Here is a 22,227-nt window from a genome sequence, read left to right as displayed (position 1 = left end):
CACCGCGCCTCCGCGCCGCTGGGAAGACAGGTGGGAGACTTGCGCCCGCGGGAGGGGTAGCGTGACGGGCGTGAACACTCCCATCAAACGCACCGGTGCCCTGACCCCGGCCCAGCGGGCCTCCGTTGACCGGCTGGTGGAGCAGGTGGCCAGCCACGACGGCATCTCGCCGTTGAACGAAGTGGCCCTGTTCGCCCTCGACGGGCGTGGCCACGCCGTGCACTGGTTGGCCCACCGCGACGGCGAAGTGGTCGGTTACGCCCAGTGCGACCGGTCGGCCGGCTCGGTGCAGCTGCTGGTCAACCCCGCCCTGCGTCGGCAGGGAATCGGCACGGCGCTGGCCGAGCAGGTGCGCAGCGTCGAGCCGAATCCCACCTGGTGGGCCTTCGGCAACCTGCCCGGTGCGCGTGCACTGGCCGAGCGGCTGGGCGTCACCCTGCAGCGCGAACTGCTCATCATGGAGCGCGACCTGGCGCAGGACCCGCCCGAGGGGCGTCCGGCCCCCGAGGGAATCGTGGTGCGCCCCTTCCGCGAGAGCGATGCGCAGGCCCTGGTGGAGGTCAACGCCGAAGCCTTCGCCGACCATCCCGAGCAGGGCCAGATGAGCCTGGACGACTTCTGGATGCGGGCTGGCGAAGACTGGTTCGATCCCGAGGGGATCGTGGTGGCCATCGATGACGACAGCGGTTGCTTCCTGGGCTTCCACTGGACCAAGACCGAGCACAGTGACCCGAACAATCCCGACGAGCTGATGGGCGAGGTCTACGTGATCGGCGTCGCTCCGCACGCCGCAGGTCGGGGCATCGGGCGAGTGCTGCTGGACGCGGGCCTGGGCCACCTGTCCAACAAGGGCGTGCGCCGGGTGAGACTCTATGTGGAAGCCAGCTCCGAAAGGGTCGTGCGGATGTATGAATCCGCTAGGTTTGTCACCGTCAACCGTGACGCCAGCTATTCCTCCTGAGGAGACCACGTTGAACGCCGAGAAGGACCCCGCACCACAGGCTGCCCCGAGCGCCGACGAACTGCCTGAGGATCGCTACGCCGATCGTGAGATGAGCTGGCTCGCCTTCAACAACCGGGTGCTCGACCTTGCCAAGGATTCCCAGCGCATCCCGCTGCTGGAACGGGCCAAGTTCCTGGCCATCTTCTCGTCGAACCTGGACGAGTTCTTCATGGTGCGGGTCGCCGGCCTCAAGCGACGCATCGATGCCGGGGTGGCGGTGCGCAGTGTGACCGGCCAGATGCCCCGAGACCTGCACGACTCGATCCTGGCCCGGGCACAGGAACTGGTGGCCGAGCAGGCCCGGGTCTTCGCCGAGGACGTGCGCCCGGCGCTGGCCGAGGAAGGCATCGTCATCCTGCGCTGGGACGAGCTCACCGCCGCGGAGAAGGACCAGATGCGCACGCTGTTCAGCGAACGCATCTTCCCGGTGCTCACTCCCCTGGCCGTCGACCCCAGCCACCCCTTCCCCTACATCAGTGGCCTGTCCATCAACCTGGCGGTGCTGCTGCGCAACCCGATGAACGGGACCAAGCAGTTTGCCCGGGTGAAGGTGCCCACCATCCTCAGCCGCTTCATCGAGCTGGGCGACGGGCGCTTCCTGCCGTTGGAGGAGATCATCCGTCGGCACCTGGACCAGCTGTTCAGCGGCATGGAGGTGCTCGAGCACACCACCTTCCGCGTCACCCGCAACGAAGACCTCGAGGTGGAGGAGGACGACGCGGAGAACCTGCTCTTCGCCCTCGAGAAGGAACTGCTGCGGCGCAAGGTGGGGCGTCCTCCGGTGCGGCTGGAGGTGCAGGACGACATCGACGACACGATGCTCGAGCTGCTGACCGGCGAACTCGACGTGCGCGAGAAGGAGGTCTTCAAGCTTCCGGCCCCGCTGGACCTGACTGGGCTGTTCAGCCTGACCAGCGTCGATCGTGACGACCTGAAGTACCAGAACTTCCTGCCGATCACCCACCCCGACCTGGCCGAGGTGGAGACCGCCAAGCCGGCCGACATGTTCGCCGCCCTGAAGAAGCGCGAGGTGCTGCTGCACCACCCCTATGACTCCTTCGCCACCAGCGTGCAGCGTTTCATCGAGCAGGCCGCCGCCGACCCCAAGGTCCTGGCGATCAAGCAGACCCTGTACCGCACCAGTGGCGACTCCCCCATCGTCGACGCGCTGATCGAGGCTGCCCTGGCCGGCAAGCAGGTGCTGGCCGTGGTGGAGATCAAGGCACGGTTCGACGAGCAGAACAACATCGCCTGGGCGCGCAAGCTGGAGAAGTACGGCGTCCACGTGGTCTACGGCATGGTGGGCCTCAAGACCCACTGCAAGCTGTGCCTGGTGGTGCGCGACGACGGTGACGGGTTGCGCCGCTACGCCCACATCGGCACCGGCAACTACAACCCCAAGACCGCGCGGATGTACGAGGACATGGGTCTGCTGACGGCCAACCCGATCATCACCGACGACGTGGCCCGCATGTTCAACCACCTCTCGGGCATGACCCACGAGACGAACTACCGTCGCCTGCTGGTGGCGCCCCACAGCATCCGCAAGGGCCTGTTGGAGCGCATCGAGAACGAGATCAGCAACAAGCAGCAGGGCCTGCCCGCCGCCATCAAGATCAAGGTCAACTCGTTGGTGGACGAGAAGGTCACCGATGCCCTCTACCGAGCCAGCCAGGCCGGGGTACCGGTGGACCTGTGGGTACGCGGCATCTGCACCATCAAGCCCGGCGTCGAGGGCCTGAGCGAGAACATCCGGGTGCGTTCGGTCCTGGGGCGCTTCCTGGAACACTCCCGCATCTTCTGGTTCGCCAACAATGGCAAGCCGTCGGTGGGGATCGGCTCGGCAGACCTGATGCACCGCAACCTCGACCGACGCGTCGAGGTGGTGGTCAGCATCACCAACCAGCGGCACATCCGCGAGATCGAGCGAATGTTCGAGATTGCCTTCGATCCCGGCACCGTCAGTTGGCACCTGGTGGACGAGCAGTGGACGCCTCGCACCACCGGGGAGGACGGGGAGCCGCTGGTGGACCTGCAGGAGCTGGCGGTCCAGGAGACCAGCAAGCGGCGTCGCTGACTCCTCCCTGTCCGAGCCGTCCCTGGTCGTCGTCACGGTATTCACGAGGTGGGCAATGGGTAGCAAGGGCCGCATCACCGCCGCCGGCGCGGTGGTCCTGCGGGGCACCGATGAAGCACGCGAAGTGTTGGTGGTGCGCAGATCGAAGTACAAGGACTGGTCGCTGCCCAAGGGCAAGCCCGAGACCGACGAGGACCTGCCCGCGACCGCCGTGCGGGAGGTCCACGAGGAGACCGGCGTGCGGATCCGGCTGGGCATGCCCCTGGGCAAGACCCGCTACACCGTCGGCAAGCAGCGCAAGCAGGTCAGCTGGTGGCTGGGCATCGTCGAGCACGAACGGCGCCGACGTCCGGACAAGGAGGTCGAGAAGGCCGTCTGGATGCCGGTCGACAAGGCCCTGAAGAAGTTGAGCTATGCCGACGAGGCCGAGATCCTGAAGACTGCCTTGGACATCTCCTCGGCTGGCACCCTGCTGATCGTGCGCCACGGCAAGGCCATGTTGCGCAAGCACTGGACCGGCTCGGATGCACGCCGCCCGCTCTCCGGCCGAGGGCGCCGCCAGGCCCTGCGCATCCGTGCCCTGCTCGCCGCCTTCGGCACACGAGAGGTGGTCTCCTCCACATCCACCCGGTGCATGCAGACGCTGATCCCCTTCGCCCGGGAGAATGACCTTCCGGTGGTGGGAATCGCCTTGCTCAGCGAGGAAGAGGCCGAGGGCAACGGACCCCAGGTGCAGCAGTTGATGACGGCGATGCGCCGCCGCACGGCCGCCGAAGGCAATGTCGTCGCGGTCTGCGGACACCGTCCGGTGCTGCCCGACATGCGGGAGGGTGCGGGTGTGGTGGACAAGCCGATGCTGGTGGCCGAGGTGCTGGTGATCCACCTGGACGACGAGGGCGAACCGGTCGCCATCGAAACCCACAAGTGTTCCGCCTGAGGGAACCAGCTGAGAGACCGCCGTCAACAACTCACAGCCGTTCACCTTGAGTTCACCTTCGTTGGCCTTCTCGTACACGTACCGGGTCTAGCGTCACAAACGCGTGCCCAGCAGGGCACCAACGGGACACCCGCCGTGGGGCCCGTAGTCACACGCTTTATCCCCGAAGGGACCAACCCGTGAACATGATGCGTCCGCTTGCAGCGATTGGTGTCAGCCTCGCGCTGGCCTTCACCGGCTGCGCAGCCAACGAGGGCAACAACTCGGGCTCCGGCGACTCGAGCTCCTCGCTCGAAGGCACCCTCCAGGGCACCGGCGCCTCCTCGATGAAGGTCGCGCAGGAGAACTGGGTCTCTGCCTTCCAGCAGAAGAACACCGGCGTCACCATCAACTACTCCCCCGAGGGTTCCGGCGCTGGCCGCGAGGCCTTCATGGGCGGCGGCGCCGACTTCGCCGGCTCCGACCGTGCCTTCAAGGACGAGGAGAACAAGGCCGGCAAGTTCGGCAAGTGCACCCCCGAGTCGATCGCCTACGACCTGCCGCTGTACATCTCGCCCATCGCCGTGGTGTTCAACGTCAAGGGTGTCGACAAGCTGCAGCTGGATGCCGCCACCACCGCTGGCATCTTCAAGGGCGAGATCAAGAAGTGGAACGATCCCAAGATCGCCAAGCTGAATCCCGACGCCAAGCTGCCGAACGCGAACATCACCGCCGTGCACCGCTCGGATGACTCGGGCACCACCGAGAACTTCACCGACTACATGAACAAGGTTGCCCCCAAGGTCTGGGACAAGGAGGCCGACGGTGAGTGGCCCTACTCCGGTGGCGAGGCCGCCAAGGGCACCTCGGGTGTCGTGGCTGCCGTCCAGAACGGCGTCAACACCATCGGCTACGCCGATGCCTCGCAGGTGGGCGAGCTGAAGGTGGCCGAGATCGGCGAGGGCGGCAAGTACTCCGGCCCCACCGCCGATGCTGCTGCCAAGGTCGTCGAGAACTCGCCGCAGGTCGAGGGCCGTCACGAGCACGACCTGGCCCTGAAGCTGGACCGCAAGGCCGAGGGCTACCCGATCGTGCTGGTCGCCTACGTCATGGTCTGCCAGGACTACAAGGACGACAAGACCGCTGAGCTGGTCAAGAGCTACGCCACCTACATGGCGTCGGACGAGGGCCAGAAGAAGGCCCAGGAGACCGCTGGTTCCGCCCCGCTGTCGGCCGCCCTGTCGGACAAGGTGAAGGCGTCCATCGAGTCCGTCAAGTAAGTCCCACGGCTGGTTGGCACGCACCCCCGAGATGCTCTCGGGGGTGCGTGCTGCCCCGGGCTTTGAACCCACCCAGGTAGGTCAGGAGCAAGCATGTCCCACTCTTCAGAGGTGCCGGTGACGGAGGAATCCCAGCCCAAGCGCCCCACGTCCCAACTCGTTGCATCGCGCAAGCGCGTCGGAGAGGCCGTCTTCAAGGGCCTGTCCACGGGCTCCGGTGTCTTCATCCTCGTGATCCTCGCCGCCGTGGCGACCTTCCTGGTGGTCCAGTCGATCCCAGCACTGACCGCGAAGGTCGAGGACCTTCCCTACGGCCAGTTCTGGAAGTACGTCGCCCCCTTCGCCTTCGGTACCGTCTGGTCGGCCTTCCTGGCCATGCTGATGGCCGTCCCGGTCGCGATCGGCATCGCCCTGTTCATCTCGCACTACGCGCCCCGACGCCTGGCCACCAGCCTGGGTTACATCATCGACCTGCTGGCCGCCGTGCCCTCGGTGGTCTACGGCCTGTGGGGTATCAACGTGCTTGCCCCCAAGGTGCGCGACCCGCTCTACCTGTGGCTGAACGAGAACCTCGGCTTCATCCCGCTGTTCTCCAGCCCGGTCTCCGGCACCGGCCGTACCATCCTGACCGCTTCGATCGTGCTGGCCGTGATGATCCTGCCCATCATCACCGCCCTCACCCGTGAGGTCTTCCTGCAGACGCCACGCCTGCACGAGGAGGCCTCGCTGGCCCTGGGTGCCACCAAGTGGGAGATGATCCGTCAGGCCGTGCTTCCCTTCGGCATGCCCGGCATCATCTCGGCCAGCATGCTCGGCCTGGGCCGTGCGCTGGGTGAGACCATGGCCGTCGCCATGGTGCTGTCGCCCGCTGCGGTGATCTCCTTTGCGCTGCTCACGCCGCAGAACCCCAACACCATCGCATCCAACATCGCCCTGGCCTTTCCGGAGGCCTATGGGCTGGGCACCAACCAGCTGGTGGCCACCGGTCTGGTCCTGTTCATCATCACCCTGATCGTGAACATGATCGCCCGCTGGATCATTGCCCGCCGCGCCGAGTTCTCGGGAGCCAACTGATGTCCACCGCAACCGTCACGCCTGAAGAGGCCACAGCCCAGACCATGACCGCAGGACAGCTGCCCCGGTTCACCACCTGGGGCGTCCTGCTGGTCTCGCTGGCCGTCGCCGGCGGCATCCTGGCCGCCCTGGGCAGCCTGGGGCCGGCCGGCACCATCATCCTGGGTGGTCTGATCTTCCTGATCGCCATGCACGTGGTGTCCCTGGTCGTCGAGGGCAATCGTCGTGCCACCGACCGCACGGCCTTCCACCTGGTCACCGGAGCCTTCCTGTTGGCCCTGGCGCCGCTGGTCAGCCTGATCATCTCCACCATCGGCAAGGGCCTGTCCCGACTGGACGCCCAGTTCTTCACCTACTCCATGCGCAATGTGGTGGGTGAGGGCGGCGGCGCCGTGCACGCCATCTACGGCACCCTGATCGTGACCGGGCTGGCCACGCTGATCTCGCTTCCCATCGGCATGTTCACCGCCATCTTCCTGGTGGAGTACGGCAACCGCGGCCGACTGGCCCGCTCCATCACCTTCTTCGTCGACGTGATGACCGGCATCCCCTCGATCGTCGCCGGCCTGTTCGCCTACGCCCTGGTCGCGCTGATCGTCGGCCCGGGCACCAAGATGGGTCTGGCCGGTGCCATCGCGCTGTCGGTGCTGATGATCCCCACCGTGGTGCGCTCCACCGAGGAAATGCTTCGCCTGGTGCCCAATGACCTTCGTGAGTCCTCCTACGCCCTGGGCGTGCCCAAGTGGAAGACCATCACCAAGATCGTGCTGCCCACCTCGATCGCCGGCATCATCACCGGCGCCATCCTGGCCGTGGCCCGCGTCATTGGTGAGACCGCTCCGCTGCTGGTGACCGCCGGCCTCACCGCCAGCCTCAACACCAACCCGGTGGAAGGCCCCATGACCACCCTGCCCGTCTACGTGTACTACCAGTACATGACCCCGGGCATCCCGCAGGATCCCTTCTACGCCCGCGCCTGGACCGGCGCCCTCACCCTGGTGGCGATCGTCATGGTGCTGAACCTCATTGGCCGCCTGCTCGCCTGGAAGTTCGCCCCCAAGGGCAATCGCTGACCCGTCGCAACAAGAAAGCCACTTCATGTCCAAGCGCATTGAAACCAAGGATCTCAACATCTACTACGGCAAGTTCCATGCCGTGCAGAACGTCAACATGACCATCGAGCCCCGCTCGGTCACCGCCTTCATCGGCTCCTCGGGTTGCGGCAAGTCCACCGTGCTGCGCTGCCTCAACCGCATGCACGAGGTCATCCCCGGCGCCCACGTCGAGGGTGAGGTGCTGCTGGACGGCACCAACCTCTACGACAAGCGCATCGACCCGGTGCGGGTGCGCCGTCAGGTGGGCATGGTCTTCCAGAAGCCCAACCCCTTCCCCACCATGTCGATCCGCGAGAACGTGCTGGCCGGCATCCGCCTCAACAACGCCCGCATCTCCAAGTCGGAGGCCGACGAGACGGTGGAGCGCGCCCTGCGCGGCGCCAACCTGTGGAATGAGGTCAAGGACCGTCTGGACCGTCCCGGCTCGGGCCTGTCCGGTGGCCAGCAGCAGCGCCTGTGCATCGCCCGCGCCACCGCCGTGCGTCCCGACGTGCTGCTGATGGACGAGCCCTGCTCGGCCCTGGACCCGATCTCCACCCTGGCGATCGAGGACTTGATCAAGGAGCTGCGGGACGAGTACACGATCGTGATCGTGACCCACAACATGCAGCAGGCCGCCCGTGTCTCCGACGTGACCGCCTTCTTCAACCTGGAGGCACAGGGCAAGCCCGGCCGCCTGGTGGAGATGGGCCCCACCGACAAGATCTTCTCCAACCCCGACGAGAAGGCCACCGAGGACTACATCACCGGTCGCTTCGGCTGATCCGGACACCCGCGCCAACGCCTCGTCGCCCCACAGGGCGGCGGGGCGTTGCGCTTTGCCTGAACCGATTCCTGCCTGCGCCTAGGGTGGAGGCATGATCACCTGCTCCAACGGATGGGACCAGGCCGACATCCCTGCGCTGGGGACCGCTCCGGACGCCACCTTCTGGGTGGCACTGGAACAGCCGGGCCCCTGGGGTGCCAAGGCCTTCACGCAGTCACGCCTCAGCCCAGAGCTGGGAGCGCAGCTGGAAACCACCATTGCCGAGGCCGGTGGTCGCCTGCTGCTGATCCGCGATCCCCTCTCGCACCCTGACCTGCCCGGGCAACGCCGCATCCTCGTGGGCGGCGGACCAGTCTCGTCACCGTGGCTGGGTACCACCCTGCTGGACGACCCCCAGGCGCTTCCCGGGTTGCTGGCGTCCTGGGGCGACCTGCACGAGCACACCACTCCCCCGGCACCACTGGAGGCGTGTGAACCGGCTCTGTTGGTGTGCACCAATGGCCGTCGCGACCGCTGCTGCGCCGTCAAGGGTGCGCCCCTGGCCCATGCCCTGGCCGAACGCTTCCAGGGCAGGGTCTGGGAGGCCACCCATCTGGGCGGCCATCGCTTCGCCACCACGACGCTGTCGCTGCCGGCGCGCCAGATGCTCGCCTTCGTCGACGAGGAGCTGGCGGTGCGAGCTCTGGACGGGAAGCTGCTCCCACTGCCGCCGAAGCACGACCGGGGACGGACCGACCTGCCGCAGCCGATCCGCAGCGTCGACGCGTGGCTGCGTGACCGGATCGCAGAGACCGACCCGGCCGCACTGACCTATCGCGCCGACGACGCCGTGGTCCATGCCCGGCACCGGGACGGCCGCAGCTGGGCCCTGTCGGCGTCCAAGCAGACCTCACCCCAGGTGCAGCTCCCGGAAAGCTGCGGCAAGGCCGCGGTGCCCGCCAGCTGGTGGCAGGTCAGCGAAGCCTGAACAATTCGGGAACGGGCCGGGCGCGGCTCAGAGCTTGCCGACCAGGCGCCACACGGCCGCGGCCGAGCGGGCAGCCACGTCATCGATGTTGCCCTTGAAATCGCTGCCTGCCTGCGGGGTACACAGGTCGCTGATGGAACGCACGCAGACGAAGGGCACCTTGGCGGCCCAGGCCACCTGGGCGATTGCCGTCGACTCCATGTCCGCCGCCAGCGCCTCGGGGTAACGCTCCCGCAACTGCAGCGCCAGTTCACCGGCCACGAAGGAATTGCCGCTGACGATGTCACCGATGTGCACCGCCCCGTCGACGTGGTCCTCTTCGACGAGGGAGAGCAGCCGTTCGTCGCCGGGGTAGCTCGCCGGCATCGACGGGATCTGCCCGTACTCGTAGCCGAAGGCCGTCGCATCGGCGTCGGCATAGCGGTAGCTGCGCCCCACGATGATGTCGCCCACGCGAACGTCCTTGCCGAGGCCACCGGCGGATCCGAGCGAGATGATCACGTCGGGGCGGTAGCGCTCGATCGCCACGGCGGTGGCGGCGGCGGAGTTGACCAGGCCAATGCCGCAGGTCACCAGCGTGACGGTGGTGCCGTCCTGTTCGGCAGTCCAGACCCGGCCGGGCTCCAGCTCGTCGGCCACGCGGCCCGCCAGCACCGGGGCGGTCTCCTCGGCCATCGCGGCCAGCAGCAGAACCTGGGTCATGCCATCACCTGGTGCCACTCATCACGCTTGGCGAGCATCTCGCGGGCGGCCTGCTGGGCCCCCTCCAGCGTGTGGCTGGCACCCCACCCGCACTGCACCTCGTTGGCGGCCGGCACCTCGGTGGCCTCCAGCACGTCGGCGAGTGTGGCCGCGACCAGTTCCTCGATCTCGGCGATCTCGTGGTCTCCCGAGGTGATCAGGTAGAAGCCGGTCTGGCAACCCATCGGGGAGAAGTCGACGATGAAATCGGCATGGTTGCGGAAGTTCTCGGCCATGGTGTGCTCCAGCGAATGGATCACCGGCATCTCCAGGTGCTCCTGGTTCGGCTGGCAAAAACGCACATCGAACTTGGTCAACACGTCGCCCTTGGGCAGCTCCTTGCGGTCGGCCAGGCGGATGTAGGGCGCGGCCACCAGCGTGTGGTCCAGGTTGAAGCTCTCGACATTCATCTTCGGCATGCCCCCAAGGCTACCCCGGGTGAGTATGGCTCGGCCGACGCCCTTTCCGCTCGGGTTCCTGCGCGTCGCTCGGGTTCCTGCACGTCGCTCGGGTTCCTGCGCGTCGCTCGGGTTCGTGCACGTCGCTCGGGTTGCAACCCACGCGGCGCGCACGAACCCACGCGAACTCATCGCGAGCGCCCCGACCCCAGCGCCTCGACGAGTTCTTGGTGCCAGCGCGTCGGCACCCTCAGATCCTGATCGGTCCATCGATGCACCCACCAACCCAGGTTGCGCATTCCCTGCTCCCGGCGCCTCTCGTCGCGGAGCACTTCGGAGAGGTCCTGCCCCGGCTTGAGCAGGCGGCCATACTTCACCCACCCGTCGAACTCTCCGAGGACGCCGAGCTCCGGCCATGCGAAGTCAGCCCGTCCGAGCCGCTGCCCGCTCCCGTCGACGACCCAGAACTGCAGCACCGGTGCCGGGGCGTCGAACTCGTGCATGAACCACCGGCTGCGGGACTCTCCCGGGCTCTCGGCCAGCGGATCCCCCAGCGCGACGACGGCCCGAGCTCTGGGCGCACCCCGCATTCGCCCCTGGCTCTCGACGATCTGGGCCATCAGCCCTGGATCGGCACCTTGGCGCAGCGCCGCGTCGACGACGGCAAGTCCGCGATCCGGGCTCAGCACCCTGGCCAGATCGGCCGCGGTCCGCTCCAGCGTCGTGACGGGCAGTCCTTCCACCCGGGTGACCTCCACGTCGTCGAGCCGCGCCCGGTGAACCTGCACCGTGTCACGCCGTACCCAACCGGAATTGCCAACTCGTGTGACGTGAACCCGGCCCAGCTCGTGCCCGGGCAGCGGCAGACCATGCAAGGCGGCCGCCGAATGGTGGCTCAGCACTCCCGAGTGCAGTCTGGGCCAGGTGGCCCGGACCAGCAGCCGGTGCCGGGGCTCGAACTGGGGCACGAGCCCCGATGAGGTGTCGAGGTAGTCCCCTCGTCGCACCCTGATGTAGCGCCCTTCGCGGACCAGTCGTCGGATGTCGGTGTCGGAGAGCCCGCGGCTGGCGAGCTCGGCTCTGGTGAAAGTTCCCATACCTATGTGATGAGCATCCGACGCCGAAAAACGTCACTGTCCACAGTGGGCTGGCCCTGTGGGGTTGTCCACAGGCTCCCGTGTGAAGGCTGCGGCGCAGACGCGTGGGTTCCCGCGAGGCGCGTGGGTTCCCGCGAGGCGCGTGGGTTGCACCCCACGCGGGAACCCCAAACCCGAGCGGAAGCCAGGAACCCGAGCGGAAGCCAGGAACCCGAGCGGGAGCCAGGAACCCGAGCGGGGAGGCCCAGACTCAGGCGGGGACGACGTTGACCAGCTTCGGGGCACGGACGATCACGGTGCGCACCCCGTTCTCGGTGGCGGCCACCGCCTTCGGGTGGGCCAGGGCCAGTGCCTTCAGCTCCTCCTCGGTGATCCCTGCCGAGACCTGCAGGGTCGCGCGCACCTTGCCCTTGATCTGCAGCACACAGGTCACCTCGTCGTCGGCCGCCTTGGCCGGATCGGCCACCGGGAAGTCGGCGAAGGCCAGCGAACCGTCGTGGCCCAGCCGCTGCCACAGCTCCTCGGCGATGTGGGGCGCCACGGGGGCGACCATCAGCACCAGCGCCTCGGCAGCCTCACGCGGCACCGAGTCCAGCTTGGTGAGCGCATTGTTGAACTCGATCAGCCGGGCGATGGCGGTGTTGAAGCCCAGGGTGGCGTAGTCCTTGCGAACCGCGTCGATGGTCTTGTGCATGACCTTCTCGGTCTCGGCATCGGGCGCGCCGTCCACCACGACCACCTCGCCGGTTGTCTCGTCGACGATGTTGCGCCACAGTCGCTGCAGGAAGCGCTGCGACCCGACCACCGCGCGGGTGTCCCACGGGCGTCCCAGCTCCAGCGGGCCCATGCTCATCTCGTAGACGCGGAAGGTGTCTGCGCCATAGGCGGCATACATCTCATCTGGGCTGACGGTGTTCTTCAGGCTCTTGCCGATCTTGCCGTACTCACGGTTGACCTGCTTGCCCTGGTACCAGTAGGTCGCCTGCTTGCCCTCGCCGCGTTCCTCGATATCCGCTGCGGGGACGTACTGGCCGCGCTCGTCAGTGTAGGCGTAGCCCTGGATCATGCCTTGCGCGAAGTACTTGCGGAAGGGTTCCTCGGAACTCACGTGCCCCAGGTCGAAGAGCACCTTGTGCCAGAACCGGGCATACAGCAGGTGCAGCACGGCGTGCTCGGCGCCACCGACATAGAGGTCGACACCACCCGGATCCTGGGTGCCCTCGGGGGCACCGGCGACGGGCGAGGCCTGCTTGCCCATCCAGTACTGCTCCACCTCGGGATCCACCAGGGCCTGGTCATTGGCCGGGTCCAGGTAGCGCAGGTAGTACCAGCACGAACCGGCCCAGTTGGGCATGGTGTTGGTCTCACGTCGGTACTGCTTCGGGCCGTCGCCCAGATCGAGGGTGACGTTGACCCACTCGGTGGCGCGGGCCAGCGGCGCCTCGGGACGCGAGTCACGGTCGTCGGGGTCGAAGGTGCGCGGCGAGTAGTCGTCCACCTCCGGCAGCTCCAGCGGAAGCATGCTCTCGGGCAGGCTGTGGGCCACGCCCTGCTCGTCGTAGACGATCGGGAAGGGCTCGCCCCAGTAGCGCTGGCGGCTGAACAGCCAGTCACGCATGCGGTAGTTGACCGTCCCGGTGCCCGCCCCCTGCTGCTCCAGCCAGGCGATCATCGCCTGCTTGCTCTCGGTGACGGTCATGCCATTCAGGTCCAGACCCTCCCGAGCGGAGTTGACCATGACACCTTCACCGGTGAAGGCCTCGCCGGCGGCGACGGTCCCCTCCCAACCGGCCTGTGCCTTGCCGTCACCATCGACCGGGCTGATCACGTCGACGATGTCGATGTCGAAGGCCTGCGCGAACTCGAAGTCGCGCTGGTCACCGCTCGGCACGGCCATGATCGCACCGGTGCCGTAGCCCATCAGCACGTAGTCGGCGATGAAGATGGGCACCTGCGTCCCGTTGACCGGGTTGGTGGCCCAGGCGCCGGTGAAGACGCCCGTCTTGGTCTTGTCGTCCATCTGGCGTTCGACGTCGGACTTGCGCCCGGCCTCCCGCTGGTAGTCCTCGACCGCCTGCCTCGGGCTGGCGGCGCCGCCGGTCCAGGCCTCGCGGGTGCCCTCGGGCCAGCTGGCTCCTTCGCCCACCAGGGAGGAGACCAGGGGATGCTCCGGGGCCAGCACCATGAAGGTGGCGCCGAAGAGCGTGTCGGGACGGGTGGTGAAGACCTCCAGGTCTTCACCGTGGGGCCCGGCAAAGTGCACCCGGGCGCCGTGGCTCTTGCCGATCCAGTTGCGCTGCAGGGCCTTGATGTTCTCCGGCCACTCGACGCGGTCCAGGTCGCTGGCCAGCCGATCCGCGTAGGCGGTGATCCGCATCTTCCACTGGCGCAGGTTCGCCTTGAAGACGGGGAAGTTGCCGCGCTCGGAGCGTCCCTCGTTGGTGACCTCCTCATTGGCCAGCACGGTTCCCAGGCCGGGGGCCCAGTTCACCGGCGCCTCGTCGGCGTAGGCCAGCCGGAAACCGTCCAGGTAGTCGGCCTGCTGCTTGGCGTCCAGCTCCGACCACTGCTTGCCGGCGAAGTCACCCTCCAGCGCACGCTGTCCGCTGGCCAGCTCGTCGACCAGCTCGCTGATCGGGCGCGCCTTGCCCAGCCCGCCATCGGCACGCACCGCCTCGGTGTCGTACCAGGCGTTGAAGATCTGCGAAAAGATCCACTGCGTCCACTTGTAGTAGCCGGGATCGATCGTCTTGATGGTGCGACGGTCGTCGTGGGCCAGGCCCAGACGACGCAGCTGGCGCTTGTAGGTGACGATGTTCGCCTCGGTGGTGGTGCGCGGGTGCGTGCCCGTCTGCACGGCGTACTGCTCGGCGGGCAGGCCGAAGGCGTCATAGCCCATGGCGTGCAGCACGTTCTTGCCGAGCATCCGATTGAAGCGACTGAACACGTCGGTGGCGATGTAGCCCAGCGGGTGACCGACGTGCAGGCCCGAGCCCGACGGGTAGGGGAACATGTCGAGCACCAGCAGCTTCTCGCGGCCACCCACCTTGTCGGGCTCACCCCAGGGTCCAGCGGGGTTGGGGGCGTGGAAGGTGCCTTCGGCCTCCCAGCGATCCTGCCAGGCCAACTCAATCTGGTCGGCCAGTTCGGCGGTGTAGCGATGCAGCGGCTCGTTCATCATGTCCTCAAGCTCGTCGGAAGTCGTCTCGCGACGTACCCATCGAGGTTATCCCAGGACGGGTGGTGGGCCAGCATGCCGTCCGCACGGCAGCCCGGCTCCGTCAGCCCTCCGCTGCGAGCTGGGCGAGCAGTCGGCGTAGCTGGCGTGGGTGCGTCAGCCGGATCACGGCGGGGCCGTCACCGGCCACCTCGTAGGCGCGCATCCGACGACGCTTGTTGGCAAAACTCCTGAAGTGCCACACGATGATCGAGTCCTTGGACAGTGTCTGGCGCAAGGTCTCCACGTTGCCATTGCACTGCGGCTCCCGGCTCACCACCCGCCAGACGGTGCGACGCAGCAGTCGCGCCAGGGTCAACCAGCGGGGATAGTCCAGGGCGACGATCACCTGGGTGCGCGGCAACACCAGGTCACGCCAGTGCCCGTAGGCGGAATCAAGCAGCCACCGTTCCTGCGCCACGACCGTGGCCGCCAGCTCCCGCTGCTCGGGCACCGGACGTTGTTGCCAGTGCGGCAGCCAGCCGATCTCGTCGTCCACCAGGTGCACCGGCAAGCCCAACAGCGCTCCGAGCCGATGGGCAGCGGTGGACTTGCCACTGCCGGTGACCCCGTAACAGAGCACCCGCTGGGCGCGACGGAGGTCATCGACGGTGGCGACAGGCACGTCGGGAGCCTACTCTCCCGGCCGGGGCGGGGCCGCCCAGTTCTTGCTCATGCACCAGTTCTCGATCCTGCATCAGTTCTCGAGCATGCAGTCGAACTCGCCCAGCTCCGACTTCATCTGCAGCACCCGGGTCACGTGGTTGTCCAGCTGGGCGGCAAAGGCCGGGTCCTGTTCGGCGCGCTCGAGGACCCCGCCGACCATGTCGTCCAGGCTGGCCGGGTCGGCGTCGATGACGATGTCACCGCCGGCCTCGATGAAACGCACGCCACGCTCACTGGCGGGAACGTCCTTCACCGCCGCCGCGGCACCCAGGTCATCACTGATGACCACCTTGGCCCACCCGTGTTTCTCGCGCAGCCCTTCGGTGATCACCTTGCTGCTGAAGACGGCGTGGTTCTTCGGGTCGATCTTCTCGTAGATCGTCGAACTGATCATGACCGACGTGGCGCCGGCCTCCATCGGTTCCAGGAAGGAGTCGGCGTCGTCCAGGGTGGTGGTGGGGTCCTTCGCGACGCCGAAGTCGGTGTTCACCGTGGCGGTCCCCAGGCCCGGGTAGTGCTTCAGGCTGGAGCCCACCTTGGCCTGTGAGAGGCCCTTCACGACGGCGGTGGCATTGATGGCCACGGTCTTGCTGTCATTGCCCAGATTGCGCTCCAGCTGCCCGATGGCAGCATTCCTGCTCTCCATCTGCGGCGTGACGACGTCGGCCACCGGAGCCAGGTTGTAGGCCACACCGGCCGACTTCATCTGCTTGCCCCATCCGGCCCAGGCCTTGGTGAGCTCGGCCGGCCCCATCTGCGACTGCTTCTTGGCACTGGGGATGGTGTCGAAGCCGCTGCCGAACAACCGCTGCACCTGGCCACCCTCCTGGTCGGAGGCCACCAGGACGGGCACCTGGCTCGGGCTCGACTCCTGGATCTGCTGGGTCAGGCGACGCGTCTGGTCGTGTGGTCGTGCGGTGTTGCCCAGCAGGATCACCGATCCCACCTGGTGCTTCAGCAGTGAAGGCTCCAGGTCGTCGATGTTGGCAGAGGTGGTGCCCACCATGAACAACTGCCCCACCTTGGCGGACACGTCCATGCCCTCGGCAACCGAGCGACAGCTGGTGCCCGGGCTGGGGGTTGCCGCAGGGGTGGCGCTGGTGGCCGCTCCGCTGGCTTGTCCACTGGCTTGGGTGGAGGGTTGCTGGGAGCCCGCAGCACCCTCCGAGGCGGAGGGTTGGGCCGTCGGCCCCTGCCCCGCGCAGGCAGACAACGCTCCGAGCCCCGCGACGGCGGTCACTGCCAATTTGCGTGCGTCCATCGTCAGGCTCCCTCTTCTTGGCTTTCGTGCTGCGTGGCCTCGTCCCGCTGCTCGACGAGCCCGAGCAGGGCGTTCTCGATGACCTCGGTCAGGGCGGGGTGGATCCAGTACTGGCCGCGGGCCATCTCCTCGATGCCCAGGCCGAAGCTCATCGCCTGCACCAGCGGTTGCAGCAGGGTGGAGGCCTGCGGGCCGATGATGTGGGCGCCCAACAGCTTCTCGGCCTGCGGATCGCTGAGCAGCTTCACGAAGTGCTGCTGGTCTTCCATGGCCCAGCCGTAGGCCACGTCCCCGTACTGCTGCACCTTGGCCAGGTATTCCACGCCCTGTTCACGCAGCTCCTGCTCGGTGGCCCCCACGGCCGCGATCTGCGGATCGGTGAAGATGGCGTGCGGCACGTAGCGGTGGTCGGAGCGCGTCGGCTCCCCCTCGCCGGTGATCTCGTGCAGCAGGTTGGCCTGCACCACCCGTGCCTCGTGATTGGCCACGTGCTTGAGCTGCAGGGGGGAGCTGACATCGCCCAGCGCCCAGATGTGGGGCTGGCTGGTGCGCTGCTGGTCATCGACGACGACATAGCCGTGGTCGTCGGTCTCGACTCCCGCTTGGTCAAGATCCAGCCCGTCGCCATTGGGCACGCGCCCCAGCGCCACCAGCACCACCGGCGCCGCGTAGTTGTACTCGATGCCATTGGGATCCTCGGTGACCACCACCACCTGGCCGTCCTCGTGGTCCAGGCGGGTGACCTGCTGGTTCAGCTTCAGGTTGACGCGGCTGGCGATGACCTCGGTGAAGCGCTCACTGACCTGCTCGTCCTCGCGGCGCAGCAGCCGGGCACTGCGGTTGACCAGCGTCACGTCCACGCCGTAGGCGCTGAAGACGTGGGCGAACTCGGCGGCGATGTAGCCACCGCCGAGGATGATCATCGACTCCGGAAGCTCGGGCAAGCGCATGATGGTGTCCGAGGTGTGCACCCGCGGGGCCACCTCCGGCAGGTTGGCCCCGGGCACGTCGAGCAGCACGGCGCGAGACCCGGCGGCGAGCACGAAGCGGTCCCCGCTGATGCGGACCGGCTCGTCCTCCCCCTGCACCGAGATCTCGAGCACGTCGCGGCCGACGAAGCGGCCGTTGCCGGTGAAGACCGTCACGTTCTCGCTCTGCTCACGCCACTGCTTGCCGCCCGAGGAGATGGGATCGATCCGGCCGAAGATCCGGTCACGGATCTCTTCGAAATGCACCTCATCGAGGCTGAGGTCGACACCGATTCGTCGAGCATCGTCCAGCGAGACCGCATGGTCGGCCGGCAGGACGAACATCTTGGTGGGGATGCACCCCACGTTCAGGCAGGTGCCGCCATAGACACCCCGCTCCACCATGGCCACGCGCAGGCCGTCGAAACGCTCGTCGACGATGCTGTTTCCCGAACCAGAACCAATGATGACCAGGTCGAAGTGCTCCATGGCCACCACGCTACCGGGCCGCACGGACGAAAGGCTGCCAGATGGGGGCGGCGCGCTGGGCCAGGCGTGGCCAGTCACCGGCCCTGCCAGAAATCCGGCCCAGCCGTCCCACACGTGGACCAGATTTTCAACGTTAACTTGAAATCAGTGAATCTCTGAAGGAGAGTGGGGGCATCGGCGGCGCGAGGCTTCTCGATGCCGACGGACGGACTGGGCTCAGGGGATCAGTCCGCACGTGAGCATGGCAGTGACGCTACGCGTCACGGGCCTCGCAACTGCCACTGAGAACGGGCAATGTTCCGGGGGAGCAATGTCCGGTGGGCCCGGAGGTTGTCTGCCCCGGGCCTTCTCTCATGCCGCCACCTCTCATGCAGAGAGCCAGGCCTGTTGCATCCTCACCTGGGTGGCCTTCACCTGCGCCACCAGTCGATCGTCCGGGGCAAGGCCGAGAGCCGCTACCGCCTGCGCGGTCAGGTCCGCGGCCAAGGGCTGCCCATCGTCCAGATCAAGACGCACCCGCACCGTGGCGCCGCGCGGTTCCAGGGCAGTCACCCTCACCGGCCACGCATTGCGTGGACTGCCCCCGGGAGACTGCCGGTGCAGGGCCACCGCCGAGGGTTCGAACCATGCCATCGCCTCGTCCCCCTGCCGGCCAGCAGGGCCATCCCACAGCCCGTGCACGCTCAGCTGCCCAACCATCAGCCGATCCTCGCGCACCTGGCCACGCACCAGGTTGATACCCGACAGCTCTGCCAGGAAGGAGGTCCTGGGCCGCCCCAGCAGGTCCTCGACTGCACCCGCGGCGCTCACCTGACCGTCCTGCAGGCAGACCATGGCACTGGCCAGCGCCCACACGTCCAGCGGATCGTGGGTGACCAGCACCATGGTGGGTGGCTGGGAGACGGCCAAGCGGCGCGAGAGCAGCCGACGCATCGAGGCCGCGGCATTCACGTCGAGGGCGGCGAAGGGCTCGTCGAGCAGCAGCACCGCCGGATCGGTGGCCAGGGCACGGGCCAGCGCCACGCGCTGGGCCTGTCCCCCAGAAAGCCCACGAACCGAGCGCTGCGCCAGCTCCGCGCACCCCACGGCCTCGAGCTCGGCCCGTGCCCGGTCATGGGCTGCCGCCCTGCCGGAGCCCTTGCTGCGCGGACCGAAGGCGACATTGTCGAGGACGTCAAGGTGGGGAAAGAGCACCGGATGCTGTTGCAGCAGGGCAATCGGGCGTCGATGCGTGGGGACGTGGCGCGAAGGCCCCGACAGCACCCGGCCGCCCAACTCGACCGTGCCGCGGCTGGGGCGCACACCACCGTCCACCAGCTGCACCAGCGTCGACTTGCCCGCCCCGTTGGGCCCGACCAGCGCCGTCACGCGGCCAGGTGCCAGGGCCAAGTCCAGTTGGACCCCACGCTCGCGCACCTCGGCATCGATCCGGAGCTGCTCAGCCATGGCGCTCCCGGGTCACCCAACCCGCCAGGCCCATCAGGACGGTGGCCAGCATCAGGAGCACGAAGGCCAGCGCCAGCGCCCCGTCGGGGTCGCTCTCCCGCGTCAGGTAGATGGCCTGGGGCAGGGTCTGGGTCACTCCCGGCAGGGAGCCGGCAAAGGTGAGGGTGGCGCCGAACTCCCCCAGCGCGCGGGCGAAGGCCATGGCGGCCCCGCCGACCAGGGCTGGGCCGAGCAGCGGCAGGGTGACCGTCACGAGGGTGCGCGTGGGCGAGGAGCCCAGCGTCGCCGCGACCCGCTCGTAGCGTGGATCGAGGGTGCGCAGGGCCCCCTCCAGGGCCACCACGAAATAGGGCATCGCGACGAAGGTCTGGCCGATCACCACCGCCAGGGTGGTGAACCCGACGTCCAGGCCCAGTGCCGAGAGGTGCTGCCCCAGCAGCCCGCGTCGGCCCAGCGTCACCAGGAGCGCCAGGCCGGCCACGACGGGGGGCATCACCATGGGCAGCACGGCAACCACACGCGCCGCCTGCGCCCACGGCCCCTGCGCACGGCTGAGCACCAGGGCCAGCGGCAGCCCCAGCAGGATCACCAACAGCAGTGACCAAGAGCAGGTCACCAGGCTCAGCCGCAGGGCCGCGAGCGACTCGGGTTGCAGCACCAGCTCGGGCAGCCGACGCCACGGCACCCGCGCCAGCAGACCCAAGACCGGAAGTGCCACCACGGCCAGGGCCACCGAGGCGGGCAGGTAGAGCCACCGCGGCAACGGCCGTGCGCTGACCCGGATCATGGCGTCCCGAAGCCGGCGGCCGCCAACTGCTCCCGCCCGCGAGGGCCGGTCACCTCGTCGACGAAGTCGCGGGCCAGCTCGGCTTCGCGCGCACCGGAGGTGACTGCGATCGGGTAGCGGTTCACCACGCCTTCCGCGCCGCGAATCGGCACCTGGGTCACCCTCTTGCCTGCTCGTCGCGCATCGGTGACGTAGACGACCCCGGCGTCGGCCTCGCCAGAGGTGACCTTGCCGAGCACGTCGGTGACGCTGTGCTCCTGAGAGACCGGCCGCAGCTCCAGTCCCTGCTCGTCCTGCAGGGTCTGCAGGGCATTGCCGCAGGGCACTCCGGGAGCGCAGGTCACCAGCTTGCTGCCTGCCAGCGACGCGTCGAGCCCGGTGATGCGCTGCGGGTTCCCGGGCCTGACCACCAGGGCCAGCCGATTGGTGGCGATGGTCTCGGGTGATTCGACGAGCCGCTCTTCGACGGCTCGGTCCATGGTCTGTTCGTCGGCCGCCGCGAAGACGTCGGCCGGGGCGCCTTCGGCGATCTGGGTGACCAGCGTGGAACTGCCGTTGAAGGACAGGGCCACCGTGGCCTCGGGGTGATCGGCCTCGAAATCGGCTGCGATCCGGGTGAAGGGCTCCTCCAGAGACGCCGCGGCGAAGACGTGCACGGTGGTGGATCCGGAGGATGATGGCGCACAGGCCACCAGCCCGAGCAGTGCCAACCCCGACACCACCAGGGCCGCGGGGGCAGCGACGCACCGTCGTGGTTGCCGCATCAGGTCACCTCACCGTCCAGGTAGACCCAGCGACCCGCCCGTCGCACGAAGAAGCTGCGTTCGCTGAGCACTCCCCTGGCTCGGCCCTGGCGCCACCTGGCGACGAAGCTGACCTCCCCGGCCTGGTCGTCCTCACCGCCGTCGACCACCTCGGTGACGGTGAGCCCCTCCCACTGCTGGGCCGGGTCGGGGGTCGCATCGGCAGGTCGATTGGCCGGATGCCAGGTGCGCCACAGGTGGTCGCCGGCCCCGGGGTGGCGTCCGGCCAGCGCGAAGGCCGCATAGCGCGAGCGCATCAGTGCCTCGGCGGTGGCGGCCGGGTGCCCGTCGAGCAGCGGCCCACAGCATTGCCCGAAGCGTGCCCCACTGCCACAGGGGCACGGCTCGGCGTCGAGTCGGGTGCTCACTTGCGGCCCGTGGGGCGCACCACGCGGCGGGCCACCGGCACGGCGATCCTGACCGGGGAATGCCTCGCGACCTGCCCCTGGACGGCATTGAGCAGGCCGTCGGTGACGCTGGGCGCGCGTCGTTCGAGGGCCTTGAAGGTGCTGGCCACCACCTGCTGCGGGGTGCGTCGGCGCGAGAGCACCTTGTCGTCCCCGGCGGAGTCGAAGAAGGGGGTGTCGGTGGGGCCGGGGCAGATGGCGGTGACCCGCACCGGGGTGTCGCGCGTCTCCTCCCACAGGGCGTGGGTGAAGCTCAACACGAAGGCCTTGGTGGCCGCGTAGACCGCCATCGTGGGGATCGGCTGGAAGGCGGCGGTGCTGGCGACGTTGACGATGGATCCGCGGCCGCGCTCCAGCATTCCCGGCAGCAGCAGGCGACACAGGTGGACCACCGCCGCGCAGTTGAGCCCCACCTCGTCATTCATGCGATCGACGTCGGCCTCGACGAAGTCTCCGATGGTACCGAACCCTGCATTGTTGACCAGCACGTCCACCTGGATGCCGCGGGCACGTAGGTCTGCGGCCAGGTCATTGCGCACCGACTCCTCGGACAGGTCGGCGCCCAGGACGACCGTCTGGACGCCGTAGCGTTCCCGCAGCCCGGCGGCAGTGCGTTCCAGCTCGTCGGTCCGGCGGCTCACCAGCACCACGTCATGGCCCTGCTCCGCCAGGTGTTCGCAGAAGGCCTGCCCCAGGCCGCCGGATGCTCCAGTCACGAGTGCATGCATGCAACCAGCCTAGTCGCCGCG

The 22,227-nt window shown here is 68.0% G+C and carries 20 protein-coding genes; 8 read left to right on the top strand and 12 right to left on the bottom strand.

Going from position 1 to position 22,227, the window contains the following annotated elements; translation table 11 throughout:
- The first annotated feature begins 70 nt into the window (after window positions 1-70).
- The 8 genes from mshD (at window position 71) to ACOAMO_RS07515 (ending at window position 9,198) form a co-directional block, all read left to right on the top strand.
- Window positions 71-961, top strand: coding sequence for a mycothiol synthase (mshD, locus tag ACOAMO_RS07550; RefSeq protein ID WP_420174205.1), 891 nt, complete (start codon window positions 71-73; stop codon window positions 959-961).
- Window positions 909-3,080 carry an RNA degradosome polyphosphate kinase gene (locus ACOAMO_RS07545; protein WP_420174204.1) on the top strand — a complete coding sequence of 724 codons (2,172 nt, stop codon included), beginning with the start codon at window positions 909-911 and terminating at the stop codon, window positions 3,078-3,080. The genes mshD and ACOAMO_RS07545 overlap by 53 nt, the downstream gene beginning before the upstream one ends.
- 55 nt (window positions 3,081-3,135) lie before the next feature.
- Entirely contained in the window at window positions 3,136-4,017 is an 882-nt protein-coding gene (locus ACOAMO_RS07540) for an NUDIX hydrolase (RefSeq protein WP_420174203.1), read from the top strand.
- A gap of 185 nt (window positions 4,018-4,202) precedes the next feature.
- Complete coding sequence (gene pstS, locus ACOAMO_RS07535) at window positions 4,203-5,276, top strand: phosphate ABC transporter substrate-binding protein PstS (RefSeq protein ID WP_420176984.1); 1,074 nt, start codon at window positions 4,203-4,205, stop codon at window positions 5,274-5,276.
- Between the two features lie 93 nt (window positions 5,277-5,369).
- A complete protein-coding gene (gene pstC / locus ACOAMO_RS07530) occupies window positions 5,370-6,350 on the top strand; it encodes a phosphate ABC transporter permease subunit PstC (RefSeq protein WP_420174202.1) in 981 nt (326 codons plus the stop codon).
- Window positions 6,350-7,423, top strand: coding sequence for a phosphate ABC transporter permease PstA (gene pstA, locus ACOAMO_RS07525; protein WP_420174201.1), 1,074 nt, complete (start codon window positions 6,350-6,352; stop codon window positions 7,421-7,423). The genes pstC and pstA overlap by 1 nt, the downstream gene beginning before the upstream one ends.
- A 25-nt stretch (window positions 7,424-7,448) precedes the next feature.
- Window positions 7,449-8,228: a phosphate ABC transporter ATP-binding protein PstB gene (gene pstB / locus ACOAMO_RS07520; protein WP_420174200.1), complete on the top strand. Its 780-nt coding sequence runs from the start codon at window positions 7,449-7,451 to the stop codon at window positions 8,226-8,228.
- Window positions 8,229-8,322: 94 nt separating this feature from the next.
- Window positions 8,323-9,198 carry a sucrase ferredoxin gene (locus ACOAMO_RS07515; protein ID WP_420174199.1) on the top strand — a complete coding sequence of 292 codons (876 nt, stop codon included), beginning with the start codon at window positions 8,323-8,325 and terminating at the stop codon, window positions 9,196-9,198.
- A gap of 27 nt (window positions 9,199-9,225) precedes the next feature.
- On the opposite strand, the gene mtnN is transcribed toward ACOAMO_RS07515, so the two are convergent.
- The 12 genes from mtnN to ACOAMO_RS07455 all read right to left on the bottom strand — a co-directional run bounded on the left by mtnN (window position 9,226) and on the right by ACOAMO_RS07455 (window position 22,206).
- Window positions 9,226-9,900, bottom strand: coding sequence for a 5'-methylthioadenosine/S-adenosylhomocysteine nucleosidase (gene mtnN, locus ACOAMO_RS07510; RefSeq protein WP_420174198.1), 675 nt, complete (start codon window positions 9,898-9,900; stop codon window positions 9,226-9,228).
- A complete protein-coding gene (locus ACOAMO_RS07505; protein WP_420174197.1) occupies window positions 9,897-10,358 on the bottom strand; it encodes an S-ribosylhomocysteine lyase in 462 nt (153 codons plus the stop codon). Before ACOAMO_RS07505 ends, mtnN begins: the two co-directional genes overlap by 4 nt.
- Before the next feature lie 167 nt (window positions 10,359-10,525).
- Complete coding sequence (locus tag ACOAMO_RS07500; protein WP_420174196.1) at window positions 10,526-11,434, bottom strand: type IV toxin-antitoxin system AbiEi family antitoxin domain-containing protein; 909 nt, start codon at window positions 11,432-11,434, stop codon at window positions 10,526-10,528.
- Window positions 11,435-11,684: 250 nt separating this feature from the next.
- Entirely contained in the window at window positions 11,685-14,615 is a 2,931-nt protein-coding gene (leuS, locus tag ACOAMO_RS07495) for a leucine--tRNA ligase (protein WP_420174195.1), read from the bottom strand.
- 100 nt (window positions 14,616-14,715) lie between these two features.
- Window positions 14,716-15,276 (bottom strand): adenylate kinase, encoded by a 561-nt coding sequence (locus ACOAMO_RS07490; protein ID WP_420174194.1) that lies wholly within the window; start codon window positions 15,274-15,276, stop codon window positions 14,716-14,718.
- Between the two features lie 72 nt (window positions 15,277-15,348).
- Window positions 15,349-16,578, bottom strand: coding sequence for a glycoside hydrolase family 3 N-terminal domain-containing protein (locus ACOAMO_RS07485; RefSeq protein WP_420174193.1), 1,230 nt, complete (start codon window positions 16,576-16,578; stop codon window positions 15,349-15,351).
- Between the two features lie 2 nt (window positions 16,579-16,580).
- Window positions 16,581-18,035 carry a mycothione reductase gene (locus tag ACOAMO_RS07480; protein WP_420174192.1) on the bottom strand — a complete coding sequence of 485 codons (1,455 nt, stop codon included), beginning with the start codon at window positions 18,033-18,035 and terminating at the stop codon, window positions 16,581-16,583.
- A 366-nt stretch (window positions 18,036-18,401) separates the two neighbouring features.
- On the bottom strand, window positions 18,402-19,481 hold the full coding sequence (locus tag ACOAMO_RS07475; protein ID WP_420174191.1) for a sulfate/molybdate ABC transporter ATP-binding protein: 1,080 nt from the start codon (window positions 19,479-19,481) through the stop codon (window positions 18,402-18,404).
- Window positions 19,474-20,268, bottom strand: a complete 795-nt coding sequence (locus ACOAMO_RS07470; protein WP_420174190.1) for an ABC transporter permease — start codon at window positions 20,266-20,268, stop codon at window positions 19,474-19,476. The genes ACOAMO_RS07475 and ACOAMO_RS07470 overlap by 8 nt, the downstream gene beginning before the upstream one ends.
- The gene (gene modA / locus ACOAMO_RS07465; RefSeq protein WP_420174189.1) at window positions 20,265-21,032 is read right to left on the bottom strand and encodes a molybdate ABC transporter substrate-binding protein; all 768 of its coding nucleotides are present in this window, start codon (window positions 21,030-21,032) and stop codon (window positions 20,265-20,267) included. The genes ACOAMO_RS07470 and modA overlap by 4 nt, the downstream gene beginning before the upstream one ends.
- Window positions 21,032-21,439: a YchJ family protein gene (locus ACOAMO_RS07460; protein ID WP_420174188.1), complete on the bottom strand. Its 408-nt coding sequence runs from the start codon at window positions 21,437-21,439 to the stop codon at window positions 21,032-21,034. Before ACOAMO_RS07460 ends, modA begins: the two co-directional genes overlap by 1 nt.
- Window positions 21,436-22,206, bottom strand: a complete 771-nt coding sequence (locus tag ACOAMO_RS07455; RefSeq protein ID WP_420174187.1) for an SDR family NAD(P)-dependent oxidoreductase — start codon at window positions 22,204-22,206, stop codon at window positions 21,436-21,438. Before ACOAMO_RS07455 ends, ACOAMO_RS07460 begins: the two co-directional genes overlap by 4 nt.
- Window positions 22,207-22,227 lie beyond the last annotated feature (21 nt).

The sequence above is a fragment of the Luteococcus struthionis genome (assembly GCF_048595755.1).
Classification (GTDB): Bacteria; Actinomycetota; Actinomycetes; order Propionibacteriales; family Propionibacteriaceae; genus Luteococcus.
The sequence above is the reverse complement of the archived record's forward strand: the minus strand, read 5'-3'. Positions and strand labels throughout refer to the sequence as shown.

Excerpts from the sequence above, each read along its gene's own strand:
- ACOAMO_RS07545 (WP_420174204.1), top strand. The coding sequence starts at position 909 with ATGAATCCGCTAGGTTTGTCACCGTCAACCGTGACGCCAGCTATTCCT.
- ACOAMO_RS07540 (WP_420174203.1), top strand. The coding sequence starts at position 3,136 with ATGGGTAGCAAGGGCCGCATCACCGCCGCCGGCGCGGTGGTCCTGCGG.
- pstS (WP_420176984.1), top strand. The coding sequence starts at position 4,203 with ATGATGCGTCCGCTTGCAGCGATTGGTGTCAGCCTCGCGCTGGCCTTC.
- pstC (WP_420174202.1), top strand. The coding sequence starts at position 5,370 with ATGTCCCACTCTTCAGAGGTGCCGGTGACGGAGGAATCCCAGCCCAAG.
- pstA (WP_420174201.1), top strand. The coding sequence starts at position 6,350 with ATGTCCACCGCAACCGTCACGCCTGAAGAGGCCACAGCCCAGACCATG.
- pstB (WP_420174200.1), top strand. The coding sequence starts at position 7,449 with ATGTCCAAGCGCATTGAAACCAAGGATCTCAACATCTACTACGGCAAG.
- ACOAMO_RS07515 (WP_420174199.1), top strand. The coding sequence starts at position 8,323 with ATGATCACCTGCTCCAACGGATGGGACCAGGCCGACATCCCTGCGCTG.
- mtnN (WP_420174198.1), bottom strand. The coding sequence starts at position 9,900 with ATGACCCAGGTTCTGCTGCTGGCCGCGATGGCCGAGGAGACCGCCCCG.
- ACOAMO_RS07505 (WP_420174197.1), bottom strand. The coding sequence starts at position 10,358 with ATGCCGAAGATGAATGTCGAGAGCTTCAACCTGGACCACACGCTGGTG.
- ACOAMO_RS07500 (WP_420174196.1), bottom strand. The coding sequence starts at position 11,434 with ATGGGAACTTTCACCAGAGCCGAGCTCGCCAGCCGCGGGCTCTCCGAC.
- leuS (WP_420174195.1), bottom strand. The coding sequence starts at position 14,615 with ATGATGAACGAGCCGCTGCATCGCTACACCGCCGAACTGGCCGACCAG.
- ACOAMO_RS07485 (WP_420174193.1), bottom strand. The coding sequence starts at position 16,578 with ATGGACGCACGCAAATTGGCAGTGACCGCCGTCGCGGGGCTCGGAGCG.
- ACOAMO_RS07480 (WP_420174192.1), bottom strand. The coding sequence starts at position 18,035 with ATGGAGCACTTCGACCTGGTCATCATTGGTTCTGGTTCGGGAAACAGC.
- ACOAMO_RS07475 (WP_420174191.1), bottom strand. The coding sequence starts at position 19,481 with ATGGCTGAGCAGCTCCGGATCGATGCCGAGGTGCGCGAGCGTGGGGTC.
- ACOAMO_RS07470 (WP_420174190.1), bottom strand. The coding sequence starts at position 20,268 with ATGATCCGGGTCAGCGCACGGCCGTTGCCGCGGTGGCTCTACCTGCCC.
- modA (WP_420174189.1), bottom strand. The coding sequence starts at position 21,032 with ATGCGGCAACCACGACGGTGCGTCGCTGCCCCCGCGGCCCTGGTGGTG.
- ACOAMO_RS07455 (WP_420174187.1), bottom strand. The coding sequence starts at position 22,206 with ATGCATGCACTCGTGACTGGAGCATCCGGCGGCCTGGGGCAGGCCTTC.